This window comes from Phyllobacterium sp. K27, from assembly GCF_054796155.1.
On the sequence record NZ_JBTWND010000003.1, the window covers coordinates 399,650 to 418,851 of the forward strand.

A 19,202-nucleotide genomic window follows, 5' to 3' on the forward strand; every position below is an offset into this window, starting at 1 on the left:
CCATGATGAATTTTGGACAGCTTTGGCTGGTGTCAAACAAGGTCAAGGGCTGGGTGGATAACGGATCAAACGACCACCTCAGCAAATATTTCAGCGTCACGGAATAAGAGCTTGGTGCGCAATCCGGCTTACGGATGGCGTCCATGATTGGAGAGCAACCCCATGTTCCATTTCATCCTTCGCCGTTTGGCGAGTGCCGTGCCGACATTGTTCATTGTCGTCACCATTTCGTTTTTCCTGATGCGCTTTGCACCAGGAGGGCCATTCAATCTCGAGCGGCCATTGCCACCGGCAACGATGGAAAACCTGATGAAGGCCTATCATCTGGATCAACCATTATGGAACCAGTATCTCAACTATCTGAAGAATGCCGTGACCGGCGATTTTGGACCGAGCTATATCTACAAGGACAATACGATTGCCGAACTCATCGGCAAGGGCTTGCCCTATTCGATCAAGCTCGGGAGCTTTGCCCTTCTCTTCGCACTCATTGGCGGTGTGCTCGTCGGCACCCTTGCAGCCTTGCGCCAGAATTCATTTTTTGACTTTCTCACCATGTCGGTTGCAACAACCGGCGTTACTGTCCCGAACTTTGTTGTCGGTCCGGTTCTTTTGCTGATTTTTTCACTGACCTTTTCGCTTCTGCCCGGAGGCGGGTGGGGCGATGGCTCTTGGCCGTTCCTGATATTGCCCGTCATAACGCTCGGGCTTCCCCAGCTTGCTGTTTTCGCACGATTGACGCGCGGCTCCATGATTGAAGCGTTGCATGCCGATCATATTCGAACCGCCAAGGCTTATGGATTACCCTCGCGAACAGTTGTCATCACCCATGCCATGCGCGGGGCTCTTCTTCCCGTGGTTTCATATCTGGCACCTTGCGCTGCCGCACTTCTTACGGGGTCTGCGGTCGTTGAAAGCATCTTCACCATTCCCGGCGTCGGACGCTACTTCGTCCTCGGCGCCATTAATCGTGACTACACATTGGTGATGGGAACTGTCGTTCTCGTTGCCATTTTTGTCATCGTCTTCAACCTAGTGGTCGATATTCTCTACGGCCTTCTCGATCCGAGGGTTCGTCATGACTGATATTCCTGCAACGATCATTCCACCGGAAGATTCCAAAGGGCGCAGCCTGTTTCAGCTCGCCGCCATGCGCTTCCGTCGCAATAAAGCGGCGATGACAGGCACCGTTCTGCTGTTTCTGATTACTGTGTTCTCGTTCCTTGGACCCTATGTCATCAGCCACACCTATGATCAGGTGTTCTCCTCCTATGTTGCGGTGCCGCCAAGCATTGAACCGCTTCCCAAGGCCGACAGTCTTGGGGACGTGATGAAGGGCGTGGCAAGTCGCGCCCGGGTTGAGCTGCGCGAATTTGCTGTAGACGGCAACACATTCACCGCAACAATCCATTCCGACAAGCCGATTGACCCACGTTCAACGCGCTATTTCGACCGCGCCAATGAGTTCGAAAATACACAGGTCACAGCCACAGAAGACGATGGCGCAACGCTGAAATTGACGGGCGATGTCAACCGCGAATATTTCCCGTTCGGTACCGATAATAACGGGCGTGACATGCTTGCCCGTGTCATGCTTGGCGGCCAGATATCTCTTGCCGTAGGCTTTCTGGCGAGCTTGGTCTCATTGGCAGTCGGCGTGACTTACGGTGCAATATCCGGTTATCTCGGCGGACGTGTCGACAATGTTATGATGCGCCTTGTCGAGATCCTCTATTCACTGCCATTTGTATTTCTTGTCGTTGTGCTCGTTGTGTTCTTCGGGCGAAGTTTCATTCTAATCTTTCTCGTCATTGGTGCCGTCGAGTGGCTGGACATGGCGCGTATCGTGCGGGGCCAGACGCTGGCCTTGAAACGCCGGGAATTCATAGGCGCGGCTCAGGCATTGGGCTTGACTGACTGGCAGATTATTCGCCGTCACATCATTCCCAATACAATTGGTCCCGTCGTCGTTTTCGTCACAGTAGTGGTACCCAAAGTTATCCTTCTGGAAAGTTTTCTGTCGTTCCTCGGTCTTGGCGTACAAGCGCCTTTGACAAGTTGGGGGGCGCTGATTTCCGAAGGTGCCAACAAGATGCAGTCTGCACCCTGGCTACTGATTTTCCCCGCCATCTTCTTTGTCGTCACACTGTTCTCGCTGAACTTCATTGGCGATGGACTGCGCGATGCACTCGATCCGAAGGACCGCTGAGATGACGGACAAGAATGAGACCATATTGTCCGTTCGCGGACTGAAAGTAGACTTCACCACACCTGATGGCGATGTGAATGCCGTCAAGGGCATTGACCTCGACGTCAAAGCTGGAGAAACGCTTGCCGTCGTTGGCGAGTCCGGTTCCGGCAAAAGTCAGACCATGATGGGGATCATGGGATTGCTTGCTGCCAATGGCAAAGTTACCGGCTCGGCGGAATATCGCGGCAAGCAGTTGATCGGGCTTCCGATCAAGGAGCTCAATACGGTCCGCGGTTCGAAGATCACGATGATCTTTCAGGAGCCCATGACCTCGCTTGATCCCCTCTATACGATTGGCCGGCAGATTGCGGAGCCTATCGTTCATCACAGAGGGATCAGCTTCAAGCAGGCAAAAGTGCGCGTCATGGAATTGCTCAAGCTCGTCGGCATTCCTGATCCTGAGCGGCGCATCAACTCTTATCCTCACGAGATGTCGGGAGGTCAGCGTCAGCGCGTCATGATTGCTATGGCGCTTGCCAATGAGCCAGACCTTTTGATCGCTGACGAACCCACCACTGCACTCGACGTGACAATTCAGGCTCAGATACTGGACCTGCTGCGCGATCTGCAAAAGCGGTTCGGAATGGCTATCGTGCTCATCACCCATGATCTTGGCATTGTGAAACATTTTGCCGAACGTGTGGTCGTGATGCGCAGAGGTGAAGTTGTCGAAAATGGTTCCGTAGAGGATATCTTCGAACGCCCGCAGGAAGACTATACCAAAATGCTTCTGGCTGCCGTTCCCAGCGGCAGCAAGGAACCACCGGCAGACACTGCACCTGTCGTTCTTGAAGGGCGAAATGTTTCTGTCGACTTCGCAATAGGCGGAGGGTTTCTCTCCAGTGCTCATACGCTTTTCCGTGCCGTCGATGGTGTCACGATCCGTTTGCAGGAAGGTCAGACTATTGGCGTTGTGGGCGAGTCAGGTTCGGGCAAGTCTACCTTGGGCCGGGCCCTGTTGCGTCTTTTGCCAAGCAGTGGTCACTATCATTTCGCCGACAAGAACATTTCAAGCTTTGGCCGGTCTGCGATGCGACCATTGCGCAAACAGTTGCAGCTGGTGTTCCAGGATCCCTATGGTTCACTTTCACCAAGGCAGACTGTTGGCGAAATCATCACCGAAGGCCTGCTCATCCATGAGCCGCAACTAAGCCGGTCGGATCGCGACAAACGGGCAATTGCCGCCTTGACGGAAGTGGGATTGGACCCCGCAGCGCGCAATCGCTATCCGCACGAGTTTTCCGGCGGACAGCGCCAGCGCATCGCCATTGCCCGCGCCATCATTTTGAAGCCGAAAGTCGTCATCCTTGATGAGCCGACATCCGCATTGGATCGCTCGGTGCAGGGGCAAGTCATCGAACTGCTGCGTGATCTTCAGGCAAAGCATGGCCTGTCCTATATCTTCATCAGCCATGATCTGGCGGTCATCAAAGCCATGTCCGATTATGTGGTGGTCATGAAGAACGGCAAGATCGTCGAGGAGGGTCACACCGACGACATCTTCGAAAGCCCGCATCACGAATATACAAAAACACTCATAGGGGCTGCGTTCGATCTCGATTGATTTAAACCAAGTGGCCGGAATTTGGCGGAAGAACCGCCGAATTTTACCGAAATAATGCAACCGCCGCATGTGTTTCAGTTGCTGGCAGTTGTGTGAATCCCAATTTCCAGATGTCAGCCCTTTTGAAGCGCCCGCTTGTATCTGCAAGCGGGCGCTTTGCATTTTTGGCATGAGTTATGCGGAAAATTCATGATCTGCATCTGGCACGTTGCTCGAACTTGGCAAGTCTTCGTTTGAAAAACGCATGGGTAGATTGCGATAGGCGTCGCCGACATTGCCGTTTGACTCCCGGTTTCTTTCGTGTTCAATTGGCACAATGGTCCAACCAATTTAGAGAGAGCGCCGCTTGATCAGTCCAATTCTTTCTCCAGTACATACCCATTCGCGGGATGATGCGGTGTTGCAGGCGCTTGTGGGTTTTGTGACCGAGGAGGGGCTGGCTCCGGGCGACCGGTTACCAACTGAGCGTGTCCTTGCCGAACGACTGAAAGTAAGCCGAACAACCGTCCGTGAAGCACTCACACGCTGGCAGGAATTGGGGCTCGTGGAGCGGCGGCAGGGTAGTGGCACTTACCTGAAAGCCGCCGTTACCCGCAATATGCTGCATATGCCTCTGACGCTGGCTTCCGGCAATGATTTCAACAGTTTGATGCATACGCTTGAAATTCGCCGGGGCCTTGAAGCGGAGGCTGCGGCTCTCTCTGCCGAGCGCGTCAGCGATGCGGATATCGCCATGATCGAGCAGAAGCTGATCAGGATGGAAGAGGCTTTTCATGAGCGGCACGGCATGTCCGCCGATGAAGATTGGGACTTCCACCTGGCCGTATTTCGCACGTCAGGCAACCCTCTGTTCGAGCAGATTATCGCTGCAATGTATGAGATGTTTCACCGCTTCTGGGAGCATCCTCTGGGCGTTCGTGACTTCGGTCATGCCAGCTTTCCCTATCACCGCACTTTGTACAATGCGATAGCCGCGCGCGATCCCATCGCTGCCAGAGCGGAAGCATTGAAGCTCATAGCCACGGTCGAGGATGACCTGAAACGCGGCGCTGCCAACCTGAAAAAACAAACCCAGAAAAAACCGAGTTCATACCTAGAATGAGTGACAATCCCTTTTTCCACGATCAGGAAGTCATGGCGCAGGCCGCAACGTTGCTTGCGCATGACGATCCGTTTCCGGGCGGTTCTGTCGTGCCACCAATCTATCAAACTTCGCTTTTCACCTTTGCCAATTATGCCGAAATGGCCGATGCTTTTGCCGGTCGCAAGCGCCAGCCTATGTATTCCCGCGGCGATAATCCGACCGTCATGGAGTTTGAAAAGAAGATTGCAGCGCTAGAAGGCGCGGAGGCGGCGCGGGCTTTTTCCAGTGGAATGGGCGCGATCAGCGCTATGGTGCTCGCCTTTGTCGGGGCTGGCGAACGTATTGTTTCTGTTCGCAATTGTTATGGCGATGCCTACCGCCTGTTCGAGCGGCTGCTGCCTCACCTTGGCATCAAAGTGGACTATGTTGACGGCTCCGATCCTGACGCAGTCGCCGCTGCTCTGCCGGGTGCCAAACTGCTTTATCTCGAAAGCCCCAGTTCCATGATGTTCGAATTGCAGGACATCGCCCATTATGCTCGCCTTGCCAAACAACATGGCGTTGTAACCACGATCGACAATTCCTGGGCAACGCCGCTTTTCCAGAAACCAATCAGCCATGGCATTAATTTGGTTATGCATTCCGCGTCCAAATATCTCGGCGGACACAGCGATACGGTGGCCGGTGTTGTTTCGGGCTCGCGCGAAATGATCGATCGGATCAATGGCCGCACCTATTCCTATCTCGGCGCAAAGCTCTCGCCATTTGAGGCCTGGCTGCTGTTGCGTGGCTTGCGCACGCTGACATTGCGGCTGCCGCATCATATGAAGAGCGGCCTTATCATTGCTGAAAGGCTCAAAGCCCACGGCAATGTCGAGCGGGTCATGCATCCGGTCTATTCCAACCACCCCGGCAAAGCCACACTGACTGGTTATTCAGGGCTGTTCTCATTCGCAGTCACCGACGATATCGACGTACCCACCTTTGTCGATGCATTGAAGTTGTTTCGCATCGGCGTCAGCTGGGGCGGTCATGAAAGCCTCGTCGTTCCGGCACTTGCTTCATTGCAGCAAACGCCGGACGCAAATTCGATCGGGCGCTTTGGCGTCAGCCCCCGAACGATCCGCCTGCATGTCGGACTTGAGAATGTCGAGGAGCTTTGGGCCGATCTCGCCCACGCATTCACCGCGGCAAAACGCTGAACCAAAACAAAAAGGGAGCATATAATGCAAAAGAGAATGGGAACATTTCTGGCCAGCGCAATCGCAGCACTGTCCATGACCGTATCGGCGGCGTTTGCCGACACGACAATCAAAATGGTCGAGGTCATCACCAGCCCGCCTCGCACTGAATTGTTGAAAAAGCAGATCGCCAGCTTCGAACAGGCCAACCCCGGCATAAAGGTGGAACTGGTCTCGCTGCCTTGGGGACAGGCATTTGAGAAATTCCTGACCATGGTTCAGGCCGGGGATACCCCCGATATTGTTGAAATGCCTGAGCGCTGGATGGGTCTTTACGCCAATAACGCCCAGCTTGAAGACCTGGGCCCCTATCTCGCCAAATGGAAAGATGCCGGTACGCTTGGTGATCGCGCCAAGCAGTTCGGTTCGGTTGTCGATAACAAGCAGTACATGATCCCTTACGGCTATTACATCCGGGCCATGTTCTGGAACAAGAAGCTCTTCGCCGAGGCAGGCCTCAAAGAAGCGCCGAAGACGCTCGATGAATTCATGGAAGCCAACAAGAAGATTTCAGCGATCAAGGGCAAGTACGGTTATTGCCTGCGCGGTGGGCCAGGTGGTTTCAACGGCGTTCAGATGTTCATGAACATTGCCAATGGCAAGGGCGGCTATTTCAATGCCGATGGTACAGCCACAATCAATGAAGCAGGCTCGGTGAAGGGTCTGGAACTATTGGCTGACATCTACAAAAACGGCTATGCACCCAAGGACAGCGTTAGCTGGGGTTTCAATGAGATTGTCACCGGCTTTTACTCTGGCACATGTGCGATGCTGGACCAAGATCCAGACGCTTTGATTGGCATTGCTGAAAAGATGAAAGCGGAAGATTTCGGCGTCGCACCTTTGCCGACGGGACCGAATGGAAAATCCTACCCGACTTTGGGTTATGCAGGCTGGGCCATGTTCGCAGACTCCGAGGTCAAGGACGACGCTTGGAAACTGATGGCAACATTGCTTTCGCCTGAAGACAATATTGAGTTTGCCAAAAATGTTGGCGTCTTGCCGATCCATAATGGTGCGGACAAAGACCCATATTTCGGCGCCGAAGCCTTCAAGGGCTGGTTCGAGGAAATCAACGACCCGGAAACCTTCGAACTGGTCACGCCGCCAACCCATCTGGAAAATCTCGGCAATTTTTACGACTCCGTTTCAGTCAAGAATTTTCAGGAAGTGTTGTTGGGCCAGAAGACTCCAAAAGCTGTTGCTGACGAATGGGCCGCTTTCCTTACCGAACAGCAGCAAGCCTGGATGGCCAAGAACAAGCAGTAAATTGAATTGAATGAATGCTCCGGTGCGCTGTGCCGGAGCATTTCCATTATTGAGGGGCCCCGTACATGGTCATGCAATCAACAGCGGCAGGTCTGCCGCAGGGAAATGGAAGGGAAGTTGGCAAGCGCCGCTTTACCGCTGTTTTCGAACCATGGCTCTATCTGAGCCCCGCACTTGTTCTGCTTTTGCTCGTGCTCGTCGTTCCACTGATATTCGGCATCAGCTATTCTTTCCGCAAATTTTCGGCCTTCAAATCCGAATTTGTCGGTCTTGGCCAATATGAAGCCTTGCTGCACGATGCCAATCTCGGCCAAGCACTGATGAATACGCTATGGTGGACTGTAGCAAGCCTCGTTTTGCAGTTCTTTCTCGGCCTCGGATTGGCACTGCTTCTTGATCGCAATTTTCACGGCAAGAAAGTGGTTCAGGCCATTGTATTCCTGCCTTGGGCGGTTCCATCTTTCCTTTCAGGTCTTACATGGGCGTGGCTTTTCAATCCTATCGTCGGACCTTTGCCACATTGGTTATTCGCTTTGGGGCTCATGTCGGAACCCACCAATATTCTGGCTGATCCCGCAACGGCCATGTGGGGACCGATCATCGCCAATGTCTGGTTCGGGGTGCCGTTTTTCGCCATCACTTTGCTGGCTGCGTTGAAATCCATTCCGGGTGAACTGCATGAAGCTGCGGCCATTGATGGGGCGAGCCCGTGGCAGCGCTTCATGAAAGTGACCCTGCCTTTCCTTGCCCCCACCATTGCGATCACCGTCATGCTGCGCACCATCTGGATCGCCACATTTGCCGACCTGATTTACGTCATGACAGAAGGCGGTCCGGCCGGGTCCACCAACACAGTTGCCACCTATATTTATGTCAGCGCTTTCAAGACGCTGGACAAGGGCTACGCCTCGGCTGTTGCAGTATTCTTGCTTGCACTTTTGATCCTCTACGCAATCATGTTGATCCGCATTCGCAAATCTCTCGTGAGGTATTCCTGATGATCGCCGGTCGCTCACGCAATACCAGGATTCTCGGCGGGATTGGCCTTTATGGCGCGGTCGCAGCCTATGTGATCTTTGCTCTTTTCCCGCTATTCTGGACCCTGAAAATATCAGTAACCCCACAATCCCTTCTCTATTCGGAGGGCATAACGCTTTGGCCTTCGTCAGCGACGTGGGAGAACTACAAGACCGTTCTGCGGGCCACCGATTTTCCGCGCTACTTCGTCAACAGCGTTATCGTCTCTGTTATCACGGCAGTGCTGGTCACAATCATTGCCTCTGCGGCAGGCTATGCCATGTCGCGCTTTTCATTCCGTGGAAAGACAACGGTCGCTGTCACGCTGCTGCTGACCCAGACTTTTCCTCTGGTGATGGTGATACCGCCGATCTACCGTATCATGGGTCAACTCGGCCTGACGGACAGTCTGACCGGTCTCATTATCATCTACACGGCATTCAACATCGCCTTCGCAACATTCCTTATGCAATCGTTCTTCGACGGCATTCCGAAAGACCTTGAAGAGGCCGCAATGATTGATGGCTGCAATCGCAGCCAAGCCTTGCGCCGCGTTATCATTCCTCTGACCTTGCCGGGAATGGGAGCAACGCTCGGTTTCGTGTTCACTGCGGCATGGAGCGAATTGCTATTTGCGTTGATGCTCATCAGCAGCGACAGCCAGAAAACCTTCGCAGTCGGCTTGCTGACATTCATTGGCAAATTTGCGGTCGACTGGGGACAGATGATGGCTGCCTCCGTTCTGGCTTTGATACCTGCATGTCTATTCTTCGCCTTCCTGCAACGATACCTCGTCACAGGCCTCACGGCCGGTGCGGTGAAGGGCTAAAAAGGATTCAACAATATGGCTTCTGTCACTATTACCAACGTCCAAAAAAGCTACGGTGCGATGAATGTGCTCTCAGCCGTTGATCTCGATATCCCGGATGGCGAATTTGTTGTTCTTGTCGGGCCGTCCGGCTGCGGCAAGTCCACCCTGCTGCGCATGATTGCCGGACTGGAAGAAATCTCCGCAGGCGAGATCAGGATCGGCGACCGCGTCGTCAATGATGTGGCGCCCAAGGATCGTGACATTGCCATGGTGTTTCAATCCTATGCGCTTTATCCGCATATGGATGTGGCCTCCAATATGGGCTTCAGCCTCATGCTGCGGAAGACGGCCAAGGAACTTGTTCTGGATCGCGTTGGCAGTGCCGCCAAGAGACTGGGTCTGGATGTGCTCCTACAGCGTCTTCCGCGCCAGCTTTCCGGCGGGCAGCGCCAGCGTGTTGCCATGGGCCGGGCCATAGTACGTGATCCCAAAGTGTTTCTTTTTGACGAGCCGCTCTCCAATCTGGATGCCAAGCTTCGCGTGCACATGCGCACGGAAATCAAGGCGCTGCATCAGCAGTTGAAAACAACATCGGTTTACGTAACCCATGATCAGGTGGAAGCAATGACGATGGCAGATCGTATTGTGGTCATGCATGACGGGGTTATCCAGCAAGTCGGCACGCCCTTGGAACTGTACGATCATCCGGCCAATATTTTTGTCGCCGGATTCATTGGTTCACCAGGCATGAATTTCCTGCCGGCTGTCATTCGCCGGAAGGACGATAAAGCCTGGGCAGAACTGAGCGATGGCCAAACGATTGAGCTGTTGCCGGAACTGAAGATTGCGGATAGCGAGAGAGTGACGATTGGCATTCGACCGGAGAATATTGAAGTTGGCGGAGGAACCGGCCTCAAGGCTCAAATAGAGGTGATCGAGCCTCTTGGCCTGTCAACGCAGTTCTATACGAAGCTGTCCGGCCATCAAACTTGTATATTCGCAATGGGCCGAACAGATCGGCATCCGGGAGATATGATCGGGCTTGGCATCAAGCCGGACAATGTCCATCTTTTCCATGGCACAACCGGACTGCGGATCGGGTAAACCATATAGAGGCATAGGTGTTTGCGTGGTTCGACAAGCTCACCATGAGGGAGTCGGTTGGCTGCAAGTCCCGTGCAAAGAGCCATATGCGAGGTCTCAAATCAAGATCCCTGCAATCTCCAACTTCCCTCATACTGAGCTTGTCGAAGGGCGCAGAACAGGCATGCAAAAAGGTTCAAACTGTTGTTCCCTCATTCATGTAAAGGTAAACAATTGCAGAAAACAACGGTGACGGAATATTATTCCTGATATCGCCCATAATGTGGTATCGATTTCGTCAAGAATTGAAATCACCGCGCATGAATGCCTATACAGGCGGTCTGCAAAGTGACATTTTCCAATCAATAGCCCAGATGCGTACTGACACGCAGCGGCGCCAAGATATCGGATGGAAACAAAAATGAACTGGCTGAAATCAATCGTCGTTATCGGTGCTCTGGCAATCGCGCCAGTGCATGCATTCGCAGGCTCAAACCTTGAAGACATCAAATCGACTGGTGTTATCAAGATCGGTACCGAGGGTACTTACGCACCATTTACCTATCATGATGCCGCTGGCAAGCTGGTCGGCTTCGATGTGGAAATCGGCGAAGCCATTGCCAAGAAGCTCGGCGTGAAGGCAGAATTTCTGGAAGGCAAATGGGATGGTTTGATTGCGGGTCTTGATGCCAAGCGCTACGATACTGTTATCAATCAGGTCGGCATTACCGAAGCGCGCAAGGCAAAGTACGACTTTTCCGAACCCTATATCGCATCCAAGGCCGTTCTCATCGTCAAGGGCGACAATGATGAAATCAAGGGCTTTGCCGATCTGAAAGGCAAGAAGTCTGCGCAATCTCTCTCCAGCAATTTCGGCAAGATCGCCCAGAGCAATGGTGCGGAGCTTATCGGCACTGATGGCTTCGACCAGTCCATCCAGCTTTTGCTGAGCGGACGCGCCGACGCGACAGTCAATGACAGCCTTTCCTTCCTTGACTTCAAAAAGCGCAAGCCTGATGCCAATGTGAAAATTGCAGCTGAACAGGCCGATGCGGACTTCTCCGGGATCATTATTCGCAAAGGCGAGCCTGAACTTCTGGCAGAAATCAACAAGGCACTTGAAGCAATCAAGGCCGATGGCACTTACAAACAGATCGCAGACAAATATTTCGGTCAGGACGTCTCCAAGTAATCACCGTTTACGGCAAACAGAATTTACGCTCTAACAGGGCAGGGGGCCTGTTCCCCTGCCTTTTATTTTTCTAAGGAGAAGAGGCCGTGCCCAGCTGGCTTAGTTTGATGCTCGAATCTTTGCCCTCACTCTTGTGGGCTGGCCTGATCTTCACCATTCCACTGACGCTTTTGTCCTTTGTGCTGGGGCTGACAGTTGGCCTCATAGCAGCGCTTGTACGGCTTTTCGCTCCCGCACCCTTCGCTGCCGTCGTCAAATTCTATGTCTGGATCATCCGGGGCACGCCGCTCTTGGTCCAGCTTTTCCTGATCTTCTATGGCCTTCCAAGTGCCGGAATTGTTCTTGACGCCTTCACTGCGGCTCTTATCGGTTTCACCCTTAACATCGGCGCATATACCTCAGAAATTCTCCGTGCTGTCATTTCTTCCGTGCCGAAAGGACAATGGGAAGCGGCCTATTCCATTGGCATGAATTGGTCACAGGCCATGAGACGCACGATCCTGCCACAGGCTGCACGTGTGGCAGTGCCGCCATTGTCCAATACATTCATATCGTTAGTGAAGGACACTTCTCTTGCTGCCGCCATCACTGTGCCAGAGCTATTCCAGGCGGCGCAGAGGATCGTCGCAACCACCTACGAGCCGCTCATACTCTACATTGAAGCTGCAATCATCTATCTCATTTTAAGCTCGGTTCTCTCATCATTGCAGGCAAGACTGGAAACACGTCTCAATCGCTACGGCGGCTTTCTGGAGGCTCGCTCATGATGATCCAACTCAAAAATATCGAGAAAAATTTTAGCGATCTCCAAGTCCTGAAGAATGTCTCGCTGGACGTTGCGGAGGGTGCAGTCATGGCCCTTGTCGGCCCTTCAGGTGGTGGCAAGAGCACATTGCTGCGCTGTATCAATCTGCTTGAGATACCCACTGCCGGCAGCGTCGAAATCGCGGGCGATCGTCTTGAATTTCAACCAGGCATCAAGCCTTCGATGAAGCAAATCCAACTGCTGCGACGTCACACCGGAATGGTTTTCCAAAACTTCCAGCTTTTCCCGCACCGGACAGTTATCGAGAACGTCACGGAAGGACTGACCACTGTTCTCAAATGGCCGAAAGAGAAGGCGAGGGAACGGGCAATGGCCCTTTTGGAAAAAGTCGGACTTGCCCACAAAGCGGAGGTTTGGCCCTCGACACTTTCCGGAGGTCAACAGCAGCGTGTGGCAATTGCCCGTGCATTGGCACCATCACCAAAAGTTCTTCTTTGTGATGAGCCAACCTCTGCCCTCGACCCGGAATTATCCGGCGAGGTGGTTGATGTTTTGGCGCAGTTGGCGCGAGAAGGTACCACAATGGTCATGGCCACGCATGATTTGCGGCTTGCTTCACGCATCGCCAATGAGGTGATCGTGCTGGATGGCGGCGTAATTGTTGAAACGGGTTCCTCACGCGATATTTTCACTCAACCCAAACATGAACGTACAAAGCGTTTCATTGCCACGCTGACCCATGAAGGCCATATGCACGGCGAGGGTATTTAAAGCAGCGAACTTAAGCAACCTCAACGCGATTCCGGCCACTGAGTTTCGCATGGTAAAGTGCTTTGTCGGCAGCCTTGAGCAAGGCTTCCATGCTTGCATATTTCTCGCCCAGACTGGCAACGCCGGCGCTCACCGTGACATTGACGCTTTCTGTCCCCGAGACGAAATCCGTGCTTTCAATCTCGCTACGAACCCGTTCCGCCAATGCGTTGGCGGCATCCTGTTCTGTATTGGCGAGCAGCAGCAATATTTCTTCGCCGCCGTACCGGACAACAACATCGCCAAGGCGCACATTCTTCTGAATGATAGCCGCTACATCAGCAAGCACTGTGTCACCAGTGTAATGGCCAAGCCTGTCATTGATTATCTTGAAGTGATCGATATCAATCATGATCAAGGAGCAATGGGTTGCTTTGGCCCGATTGTCATTCATCGCCCTCAAAGCCGCTTTATCGAAGGCCCTGCGATTCTGGAGCTTTGTCAGTGGATCGACAGAAGCTTCGTGCTCCAACGCCCGGATAATTCTCAAGCGCGATTTTTCCCTTTCCAGGAAGTCAACGATAATGACCACATTGGCGACATTGGCCAGTGTGACTGCAATCAATGGGGTGCCGATAATTGTTGCAACGACCTCATCTGGCAGCAGCACAAACGAAAGGGTCGACAGCGACGCAGCCAAGCCAACCAGCACGGAACGACCAAAACCGACCGGAATCTTTCTGACCGAAACACGTGTTGTGGCATAGCTGATACAGCACAGTATGAGGATGGACATCAACGCCGGTGCGACACCAATGCCGCCAAGCCATATGCGATAGGCAGCGATCAAAAATGCAGCAATGACTGTGCCAATAAGTCCACCATAGGGATAGACAATTGCCAGCAAGGCTGTACGCCCATCGAAGAATACGCCCGGGGCTAACGTGAGCGGATCATTCATCGACAGTATGGAGCCGACTGCAAACAGGATGCCAACGGCAGCGCCCTTTTTCCAACCGTTCGGAAAATTACGAATGACTATTGAATAGGAAAGGATAACGAGCGCAGTTATGCCCAGTATCCTCACAATCCCCGTTGCCAGTATGCTTAATTCCATTTCATTCTCAACATGTACAAAACCGGCAGTTGATCAACACTCATTATTCTGAAGACTTGCCTGTGTAGGGTCAGAACCTATTATTCTGGTCGCAATAGTATGAGACTTCGTAAACAGGAAACGAGAATTCTTTTCAGGCCGCCAGTCCTTCTTCGGTCAAAGCTCGTTGTACTGACGGCATGCGTTCGATCGTATCCCGATATTCCACAAGCCGCGGTGACACATCCATGTTTGACATGCGCGCCCATCGTAACATGACATAGAGAAATGCATCGGCCACACTGAAGTCGCTGCCCAATAGAAACGGTTTGTCGAGCACGTTGGAGAGATACACGAACCGTCCGGCAACCATCTGGCTCAGATCACGTTTGGCTTCCTCACCCGGAAGGAAAAAGGAAAAGACAAAAGGCTTTTGAATCTCACTCGAAATGAAAGCCAGCATCTCGGTCTGCCTGTCAATATCTGGCTGTTCGCCTTCAGAAAAGCGAGCCGAGTTGCGTGAAATCCAGTTAAGAATTGCAACATTCTCTGCGAGTTGCCGGCCATCGTCAAACTTCAGCAAGGGTACATAGCCTTTAGGATTTATCTCATTGTAATCGCCGGGTTCCTTGATCGTTCGCGTGAACACATCCACTTTGATGAGCTGCGGTGTATGGCCTGCTTCCGCAAGGGCGATATGCCCGGCCAAAGCACAGGTATCGGGAGAATAGAAATACTTCATGGTTATGCCCTCTCGCTTTGACCTGAAGCTGGAAGCTCCACATAATTGGCAAGGTTTTCAAGCATCGCGCTCCACCCGGCTTCATGCCCCTCGGGAGTGTCTGCATCACCGAGATAAAAGCCTGTTTCGGTCAATTGCAACAGTGTGTCATATCCGGTTGCTTTAAATGTGACAGCGACAACGCCGACGAAGATGAGTATTCCATCATGCGAGATCGTGGCACTGTAGAGGATCCGGTTATCCTGCTTGATCTCTTCATAATGAACAGTGTTGACATAGGGCGTCGCGCCGATGGGTCCAAATGTACAGATATCCCTATGTCCTGCACGGAAATCAAAATCGCTGTTTGACATTTCCCAGCCGTCTCCAGGTGCACTCCAATCGAGAACTGCATCCTTCCTGCTCCAAGCTGCAAATACTTTTTTGATACTCGCCGCAATCCGGCGTTCGATGTTCAGTGTAGCATGTCTTATGGTTGCATGAGACATCACGGTTCCTCCTGTGGTTCAGGCACAAGATTAGCGCCTAAACCTGCTCGTCATTAGAGGCAAGATGGACAAAAACGGGGCATTCATGCCATCGTAAGCGGATGCTCCCGAGAAACATTCCAGTTCCGCCGCTTAAAGTCAGCATTCTGGTTCTGCCAGAAACGGCTCCTATGGCTGTGTTCGGTTTGTTTGAGGTGCTGGGATCGGTTGGCAAAATCTGGCCACTGCTTACCGGCGAAACCACAAATGTCCGGTCGATAAAGCCGAAAATCGTAGCGCAGCATGCAGAGGGCGTCATGTCTGCCATCGGGATACCCATTGTTCCCCATGCGGCTATTGGCGACAATCTGCATCCGGATGTAGTCATTGTCTGTGACATTGAACTGCCGCTGAAGGGCAGCCCGGATGGTCGCTGGCGGAAAGAAATTTCCTGGATATCTGGTCAGATGGAAAGAGGTGCCGTTATCTGTTCGACATGCAGCGGTTCGGTTCTTTTGGCTGAGGCGGGGTTGTTGGACGGCAAGGAGGCAACGTCTCATTGGAGCGCAGCTGCCTTGTTCCGGGATCGTTACAGCGCGGTAAAGTTCCGGCCTGAACGGATTCTGTGCGAAACCAACCAGAACGGCACATTGATTACGACGGGTGGGGCTTCATCATGGCAAGATCTGGCGCTTTACCTGATCGGCCGGTTCTGCGGAGCTGAAGAGGCTGTCCGCGCTGCAAAGATTTTTGTGATCGGTGATCGGAGTGAGGGACAATTGCCCTTTGCTGCAATGACTCGCCCCCGCAAACATGAGGATGTCGCCATTGCAGACTGCCAGCAATGGATCGCCTACCATTATGCCGAACCGACACCCGTCACGCGTATGATGCAACGGTCGGGCTTGGCCGAGCGAACTTTCAAGCGTCGTTTCAAAATGGCAACCGGTTATACGCCGGTCGATTATGTTCAGGCACTGCGTATCGAAGAAGCAAGGCAGATGCTCGAAACGAGCAATAGGGGAATAGACGATATTGCAGCCGAGGTCGGCTATGAAGATTCCTCCTTTTTCAGACGCATCTTCAAGCGTCATGCCGGTCTCAGCCCGGCGCAATATCGAAGGCGCTTCTGCAACTCAGGATTGGTTCATGGGGAAAAGTTTCTTTAGGACTGGACCAGTCCGGCACCAGAGGTTCAACTACCCCAGATGCGAGTCCCTTGACGAAAAACCCCGACAAAAAAAGGAATAATCATGCAGCAGCCTCACAAAGTGCCGGTGCGGAATCTTGCAGCTGCTGTTATCGGCAATGCACTCGAGTGGTATGACTTCCTGGTTTTTGCCTTTATGACGCCCATCATCGCCCGGTTGTTTTTCCCAGTCGATCCCTCCGCACCAAGCGGCGACCTGAATGCCATCCTGATGACCACCGCAATTTTTGGCGTCGGATTCCTCATGCGTCCTTTGGGCGGCATCATTCTTGGTCTCTATGGCGACAAGCATGGTCGCAAGGCGGCCATGGTGTTGATCACATCGCTCATGGCAGTCTCAATGGCGATTATCACATTCGCTCCAACCTATCAGGCTGCGGGCATTCTGGCTCCATTGCTGATCCTTGTTGCGCGCCTGATACAAGGCTTCTCGGCGGGCGGCGAATTTGGCGCGGCAACGGCATTGCTCATCGAAATGGCGCCCCGCGAAAAGCGTGGCTTTTACGGCTCTTGGCAAATGACAGGCCAGATGATCGGTCTGTTGATCGGCGCCGCCGCTGGCACGTTGATGACAGTCTATTTCACGCAGGAACAAATCGAGGCATGGGCCTGGCGCATTCCATTTTTCTTCGGTCTGATTATCATTCCTGTTGCGGTCTATATCCGGCAACGCCTTGATGAAACCGAAGTATTTCGCAACGCAAAACGGGAAGAGGCAGTTAAAGGTACTCACATCAGCATTGGAGAATTGCTTGCAAACTCATGGCGCGAAACAATTCTGGGTATCGGGCTCGTCGCAGCTGCAACGGTCACGGTTTACATAACCTTCACCTATCTTGTAACCTTTGCGACGAAAATCCTTCAACTGCCACTTCAGGAAACTTTCGAAGTGCAGATGCTCGGAGCGCTCTGGGTCGTTGTTCTGACGCCATTGATGGGAATTCTTGCTGATAGGATCGGTCGAAGCAAGCTACTCATCACCTCCCTGGCAGTATACCTTGCCATATTGTTTCCGCTCTATTCGTGGCTGACAGCCGCTCCAACAATCGGCAGACTTATCGTTGTTCAGCTGGCCACCGGTCTTTGCGCGGCAGCATTCTTTGCTGTGTTCAGTACAGTCATGGCTGTGCTCTTTCCAACACGCGTGAGATCTCTCGGCCTGTCGATCTCATATAACGTTGCCGTCATGCTGATCGGTGGCTTTGCGCAGTTCATCGTAACGTGGTTGATCCAGAAAACCGGATCGCCCATGGCACCGACCTATTATGTCATGTTTGGAGTGACGCTTGGCCTCATTGCCGCCTTGGCCCTCGGCAAACGGGCAGACAGCAACGAGCACTTCTGAAAACGGGCAGCCAGTTAATTCCTCGGGCGACGTTCCTTCAACGCAACGACAGGGCCCTTCCCATTCGCTCCTGTCAGGGGCGGCATTTTTCGATGAACGTATTAGACTGCTTCCAATCACTGTGCGTAGAGGAGAAGAGCAGCGCCAGTCACCACCAGCACAATGGCCGGCAGGTTTCTGGTCAATCCAAGAAACCGTAGACCTTGTCTGGGCGGTTCCAATGAAGCTTCGTTTTCATTGCGCGCGGATTGGTGCGGCGGCTGGCTGAGCTTGCGACGACTGAGCGCGGTCCAAACGGCAAACAGCACACCGCCTATCAACAACAACGCACCAAGGATCTTTAACATTGGCTATCTCATCACGAGGCTGTAAAGTTCCGGTCAAATCGTAGTGACCACGCTAGGCTTTAGATATCTACAGAGTTTAATTCGCCCTCAATCTTCTTGCGGTTGCCGTTGTGTTTGGTGACCAATTCCAATGCAATATTCCTGCTGATATCGAATTTGCTCATGAGATACTCGATCTCATAGTCTTCGCTTGCAGAAACCTTCGAACGGTCGCGATTGTCTTGCTTCGACTTATCGTCTGTCATTGTTCGTTACCTCCTGTTCTGGAGATAATTAAAACCTCAGTGATTGGTTCCCAATCGCACTCAACACTCGAAGTTCAGGTTCCAGGATGGCGCAGTTCGTTAGCGCGTTCCGTTCCTATGCAACATCTCATACACAGATTCTCGGGTAAACGCTTCAAAGGCGGGCACATGTTCAGAATCTATCACAAATGTTATGCGTCGCCCCTTGATAACGGCCTGAATCAGTGTTGAGTGCGGGCGGTCATCTGGCGTTCATCTTGTCGCCGATAGGATGCGACCCACGTTTTGCTGATACGAGGGATACGATGAAAGACCGCACTTTGAAGGGGCTCGCCCTTATTTCGATGCTGACCATTTCAATGGTACCAGCCTTTGCCGATGCGCCACCTAGTCCAGCAGGTAAGTGGCTTGCCGAGGATATTGGTGGTCGCGGTGTGGTCGATAATTTACAAACCACCCTGGAAATTGCCGACAGTCGCGCGAGTGGCAGAGGCGGCTGCAACCGTTATAGCGCGGCAATCAAGGTGGAAGGCGACACCGTTTCAATTGGCCCCGCAATGTCAACGAAGATGGCTTGTGCGGCTGCGGTTATGGATCAAGAGCAGAAGTTTTTCAGTGCACTTGAGAAGGTTGAAAAGTGGAAACTAGACGGCACCAAACTCGTTCTTATGGATTCTGACGGAAGCGCGATATTGAAATTCAGCGCGCTCGATTAGGGGGCA

20 protein-coding genes are annotated in these 19,202 nt (G+C 52.8%); 15 read left to right on the forward strand and 5 right to left on the reverse strand.

Annotated elements, in window-relative coordinates:
• Positions 1-162: 162 nt before the first annotated feature.
• The 12 genes from oppB (at position 163) to ACYJL1_RS19710 (ending at position 13,049) form a co-directional block, all read left to right on the forward strand.
• Positions 163-1,086, forward strand: a complete 924-nt coding sequence (gene oppB / locus ACYJL1_RS19655) for an oligopeptide ABC transporter permease OppB (protein ID WP_460898611.1) — start codon at positions 163-165, stop codon at positions 1,084-1,086.
• Positions 1,079-2,209: an ABC transporter permease gene (locus ACYJL1_RS19660; protein WP_460898613.1), complete on the forward strand. Its 1,131-nt coding sequence runs from the start codon at positions 1,079-1,081 to the stop codon at positions 2,207-2,209. Before oppB ends, ACYJL1_RS19660 begins: the two co-directional genes overlap by 8 nt.
• Position 2,210: 1 nt before the next feature.
• Positions 2,211-3,815 (forward strand): ABC transporter ATP-binding protein, encoded by a 1,605-nt coding sequence (locus ACYJL1_RS19665; protein ID WP_460898615.1) that lies wholly within the window; start codon positions 2,211-2,213, stop codon positions 3,813-3,815.
• Between the two features lie 346 nt (positions 3,816-4,161).
• Positions 4,162-4,917: a FadR/GntR family transcriptional regulator gene (locus ACYJL1_RS19670; RefSeq protein WP_460898616.1), complete on the forward strand. Its 756-nt coding sequence runs from the start codon at positions 4,162-4,164 to the stop codon at positions 4,915-4,917.
• The gene (locus tag ACYJL1_RS19675; RefSeq protein ID WP_460898617.1) at positions 4,914-6,101 is read left to right on the forward strand and encodes a PLP-dependent transferase; all 1,188 of its coding nucleotides are present in this window, start codon (positions 4,914-4,916) and stop codon (positions 6,099-6,101) included. Before ACYJL1_RS19670 ends, ACYJL1_RS19675 begins: the two co-directional genes overlap by 4 nt.
• Positions 6,102-6,137: 36 nt before the next feature.
• The gene (locus tag ACYJL1_RS19680) at positions 6,138-7,409 is read left to right on the forward strand and encodes an ABC transporter substrate-binding protein (RefSeq protein ID WP_460899169.1); all 1,272 of its coding nucleotides are present in this window, start codon (positions 6,138-6,140) and stop codon (positions 7,407-7,409) included.
• Between the two features lie 71 nt (positions 7,410-7,480).
• Positions 7,481-8,407 carry a carbohydrate ABC transporter permease gene (locus tag ACYJL1_RS19685; RefSeq protein ID WP_460899170.1) on the forward strand — a complete coding sequence of 309 codons (927 nt, stop codon included), beginning with the start codon at positions 7,481-7,483 and terminating at the stop codon, positions 8,405-8,407.
• Positions 8,407-9,255 carry a carbohydrate ABC transporter permease gene (locus ACYJL1_RS19690; RefSeq protein WP_460898618.1) on the forward strand — a complete coding sequence of 283 codons (849 nt, stop codon included), beginning with the start codon at positions 8,407-8,409 and terminating at the stop codon, positions 9,253-9,255. The genes ACYJL1_RS19685 and ACYJL1_RS19690 overlap by 1 nt, the downstream gene beginning before the upstream one ends.
• Before the next feature lie 15 nt (positions 9,256-9,270).
• Complete coding sequence (locus ACYJL1_RS19695; RefSeq protein ID WP_460898619.1) at positions 9,271-10,341, forward strand: ABC transporter ATP-binding protein; 1,071 nt, start codon at positions 9,271-9,273, stop codon at positions 10,339-10,341.
• Between the two features lie 400 nt (positions 10,342-10,741).
• Positions 10,742-11,512, forward strand: a complete 771-nt coding sequence (locus tag ACYJL1_RS19700) for an amino acid ABC transporter substrate-binding protein (RefSeq protein WP_460898620.1) — start codon at positions 10,742-10,744, stop codon at positions 11,510-11,512.
• A gap of 86 nt (positions 11,513-11,598) precedes the next feature.
• Positions 11,599-12,279 (forward strand): amino acid ABC transporter permease, encoded by a 681-nt coding sequence (locus ACYJL1_RS19705; protein ID WP_460898621.1) that lies wholly within the window; start codon positions 11,599-11,601, stop codon positions 12,277-12,279.
• Complete coding sequence (locus ACYJL1_RS19710) at positions 12,279-13,049, forward strand: amino acid ABC transporter ATP-binding protein (protein ID WP_460899171.1); 771 nt, start codon at positions 12,279-12,281, stop codon at positions 13,047-13,049. The genes ACYJL1_RS19705 and ACYJL1_RS19710 overlap by 1 nt, the downstream gene beginning before the upstream one ends.
• Positions 13,050-13,059: 10 nt before the next feature.
• Here ACYJL1_RS19710 and ACYJL1_RS19715 read toward each other — a convergent pair whose 3' ends face one another.
• From ACYJL1_RS19715 to ACYJL1_RS19725, 3 genes are all read right to left on the reverse strand, one after another.
• Positions 13,060-14,145 carry a GGDEF domain-containing protein gene (locus tag ACYJL1_RS19715; RefSeq protein WP_460898622.1) on the reverse strand — a complete coding sequence of 362 codons (1,086 nt, stop codon included), beginning with the start codon at positions 14,143-14,145 and terminating at the stop codon, positions 13,060-13,062.
• A 133-nt stretch (positions 14,146-14,278) separates the two neighbouring features.
• A complete protein-coding gene (locus ACYJL1_RS19720) occupies positions 14,279-14,866 on the reverse strand; it encodes a glutathione S-transferase C-terminal domain-containing protein (protein ID WP_460898623.1) in 588 nt (195 codons plus the stop codon).
• A 2-nt stretch (positions 14,867-14,868) separates the two neighbouring features.
• A complete protein-coding gene (locus ACYJL1_RS19725) occupies positions 14,869-15,354 on the reverse strand; it encodes an SRPBCC domain-containing protein (RefSeq protein WP_460898624.1) in 486 nt (161 codons plus the stop codon).
• A 170-nt stretch (positions 15,355-15,524) separates the two neighbouring features.
• Here ACYJL1_RS19725 and ACYJL1_RS19730 point away from each other — a divergent pair, with 170 nt between their 5' ends.
• Together ACYJL1_RS19730 and ACYJL1_RS19735 are read left to right on the forward strand one after the other, a co-directional pair.
• Positions 15,525-16,502, forward strand: a complete 978-nt coding sequence (locus ACYJL1_RS19730) for a GlxA family transcriptional regulator (RefSeq protein WP_460898626.1) — start codon at positions 15,525-15,527, stop codon at positions 16,500-16,502.
• An 84-nt stretch (positions 16,503-16,586) separates the two neighbouring features.
• Positions 16,587-17,888, forward strand: a complete 1,302-nt coding sequence (locus tag ACYJL1_RS19735) for an MFS transporter (protein WP_460898628.1) — start codon at positions 16,587-16,589, stop codon at positions 17,886-17,888.
• A gap of 116 nt (positions 17,889-18,004) precedes the next feature.
• On the opposite strand, the gene ACYJL1_RS19740 is transcribed toward ACYJL1_RS19735, so the two are convergent.
• A complete protein-coding gene (locus tag ACYJL1_RS19740) occupies positions 18,005-18,235 on the reverse strand; it encodes a hypothetical protein (RefSeq protein WP_460898630.1) in 231 nt (76 codons plus the stop codon).
• A 59-nt stretch (positions 18,236-18,294) separates the two neighbouring features.
• Positions 18,295-18,480, reverse strand: coding sequence for a DUF3606 domain-containing protein (locus ACYJL1_RS19745; protein ID WP_460898632.1), 186 nt, complete (start codon positions 18,478-18,480; stop codon positions 18,295-18,297).
• 305 nt (positions 18,481-18,785) lie between these two features.
• Between ACYJL1_RS19745 and ACYJL1_RS19750 the strand changes: the two genes are divergently transcribed.
• On the forward strand, positions 18,786-19,196 hold the full coding sequence (locus ACYJL1_RS19750; RefSeq protein ID WP_460898634.1) for an META domain-containing protein: 411 nt from the start codon (positions 18,786-18,788) through the stop codon (positions 19,194-19,196).
• Positions 19,197-19,202: the final 6 nt, after the last annotated feature.

Coding starts and splice junctions, on each gene's coding strand:
- oppB (WP_460898611.1), top strand. CDS start 163: ATGTTCCATTTCATCCTTCGCCGTTTGGCGAGTGCCGTGCCGACATTG.
- ACYJL1_RS19660 (WP_460898613.1), top strand. CDS start 1,079: ATGACTGATATTCCTGCAACGATCATTCCACCGGAAGATTCCAAAGGG.
- ACYJL1_RS19665 (WP_460898615.1), top strand. CDS start 2,211: ATGACGGACAAGAATGAGACCATATTGTCCGTTCGCGGACTGAAAGTA.
- ACYJL1_RS19675 (WP_460898617.1), top strand. CDS start 4,914: ATGAGTGACAATCCCTTTTTCCACGATCAGGAAGTCATGGCGCAGGCC.
- ACYJL1_RS19680 (WP_460899169.1), top strand. CDS start 6,138: ATGGGAACATTTCTGGCCAGCGCAATCGCAGCACTGTCCATGACCGTA.
- ACYJL1_RS19685 (WP_460899170.1), top strand. CDS start 7,481: ATGCAATCAACAGCGGCAGGTCTGCCGCAGGGAAATGGAAGGGAAGTT.
- ACYJL1_RS19690 (WP_460898618.1), top strand. CDS start 8,407: ATGATCGCCGGTCGCTCACGCAATACCAGGATTCTCGGCGGGATTGGC.
- ACYJL1_RS19695 (WP_460898619.1), top strand. CDS start 9,271: ATGGCTTCTGTCACTATTACCAACGTCCAAAAAAGCTACGGTGCGATG.
- ACYJL1_RS19700 (WP_460898620.1), top strand. CDS start 10,742: ATGAACTGGCTGAAATCAATCGTCGTTATCGGTGCTCTGGCAATCGCG.
- ACYJL1_RS19710 (WP_460899171.1), top strand. CDS start 12,279: ATGATCCAACTCAAAAATATCGAGAAAAATTTTAGCGATCTCCAAGTC.
- ACYJL1_RS19715 (WP_460898622.1), bottom strand. CDS start 14,145: ATGGAATTAAGCATACTGGCAACGGGGATTGTGAGGATACTGGGCATA.
- ACYJL1_RS19720 (WP_460898623.1), bottom strand. CDS start 14,866: ATGAAGTATTTCTATTCTCCCGATACCTGTGCTTTGGCCGGGCATATC.
- ACYJL1_RS19725 (WP_460898624.1), bottom strand. CDS start 15,354: ATGTCTCATGCAACCATAAGACATGCTACACTGAACATCGAACGCCGG.
- ACYJL1_RS19730 (WP_460898626.1), top strand. CDS start 15,525: ATGGCTGTGTTCGGTTTGTTTGAGGTGCTGGGATCGGTTGGCAAAATC.
- ACYJL1_RS19735 (WP_460898628.1), top strand. CDS start 16,587: ATGCAGCAGCCTCACAAAGTGCCGGTGCGGAATCTTGCAGCTGCTGTT.
- ACYJL1_RS19740 (WP_460898630.1), bottom strand. CDS start 18,235: ATGTTAAAGATCCTTGGTGCGTTGTTGTTGATAGGCGGTGTGCTGTTT.
- ACYJL1_RS19745 (WP_460898632.1), bottom strand. CDS start 18,480: ATGACAGACGATAAGTCGAAGCAAGACAATCGCGACCGTTCGAAGGTT.
- ACYJL1_RS19750 (WP_460898634.1), top strand. CDS start 18,786: ATGAAAGACCGCACTTTGAAGGGGCTCGCCCTTATTTCGATGCTGACC.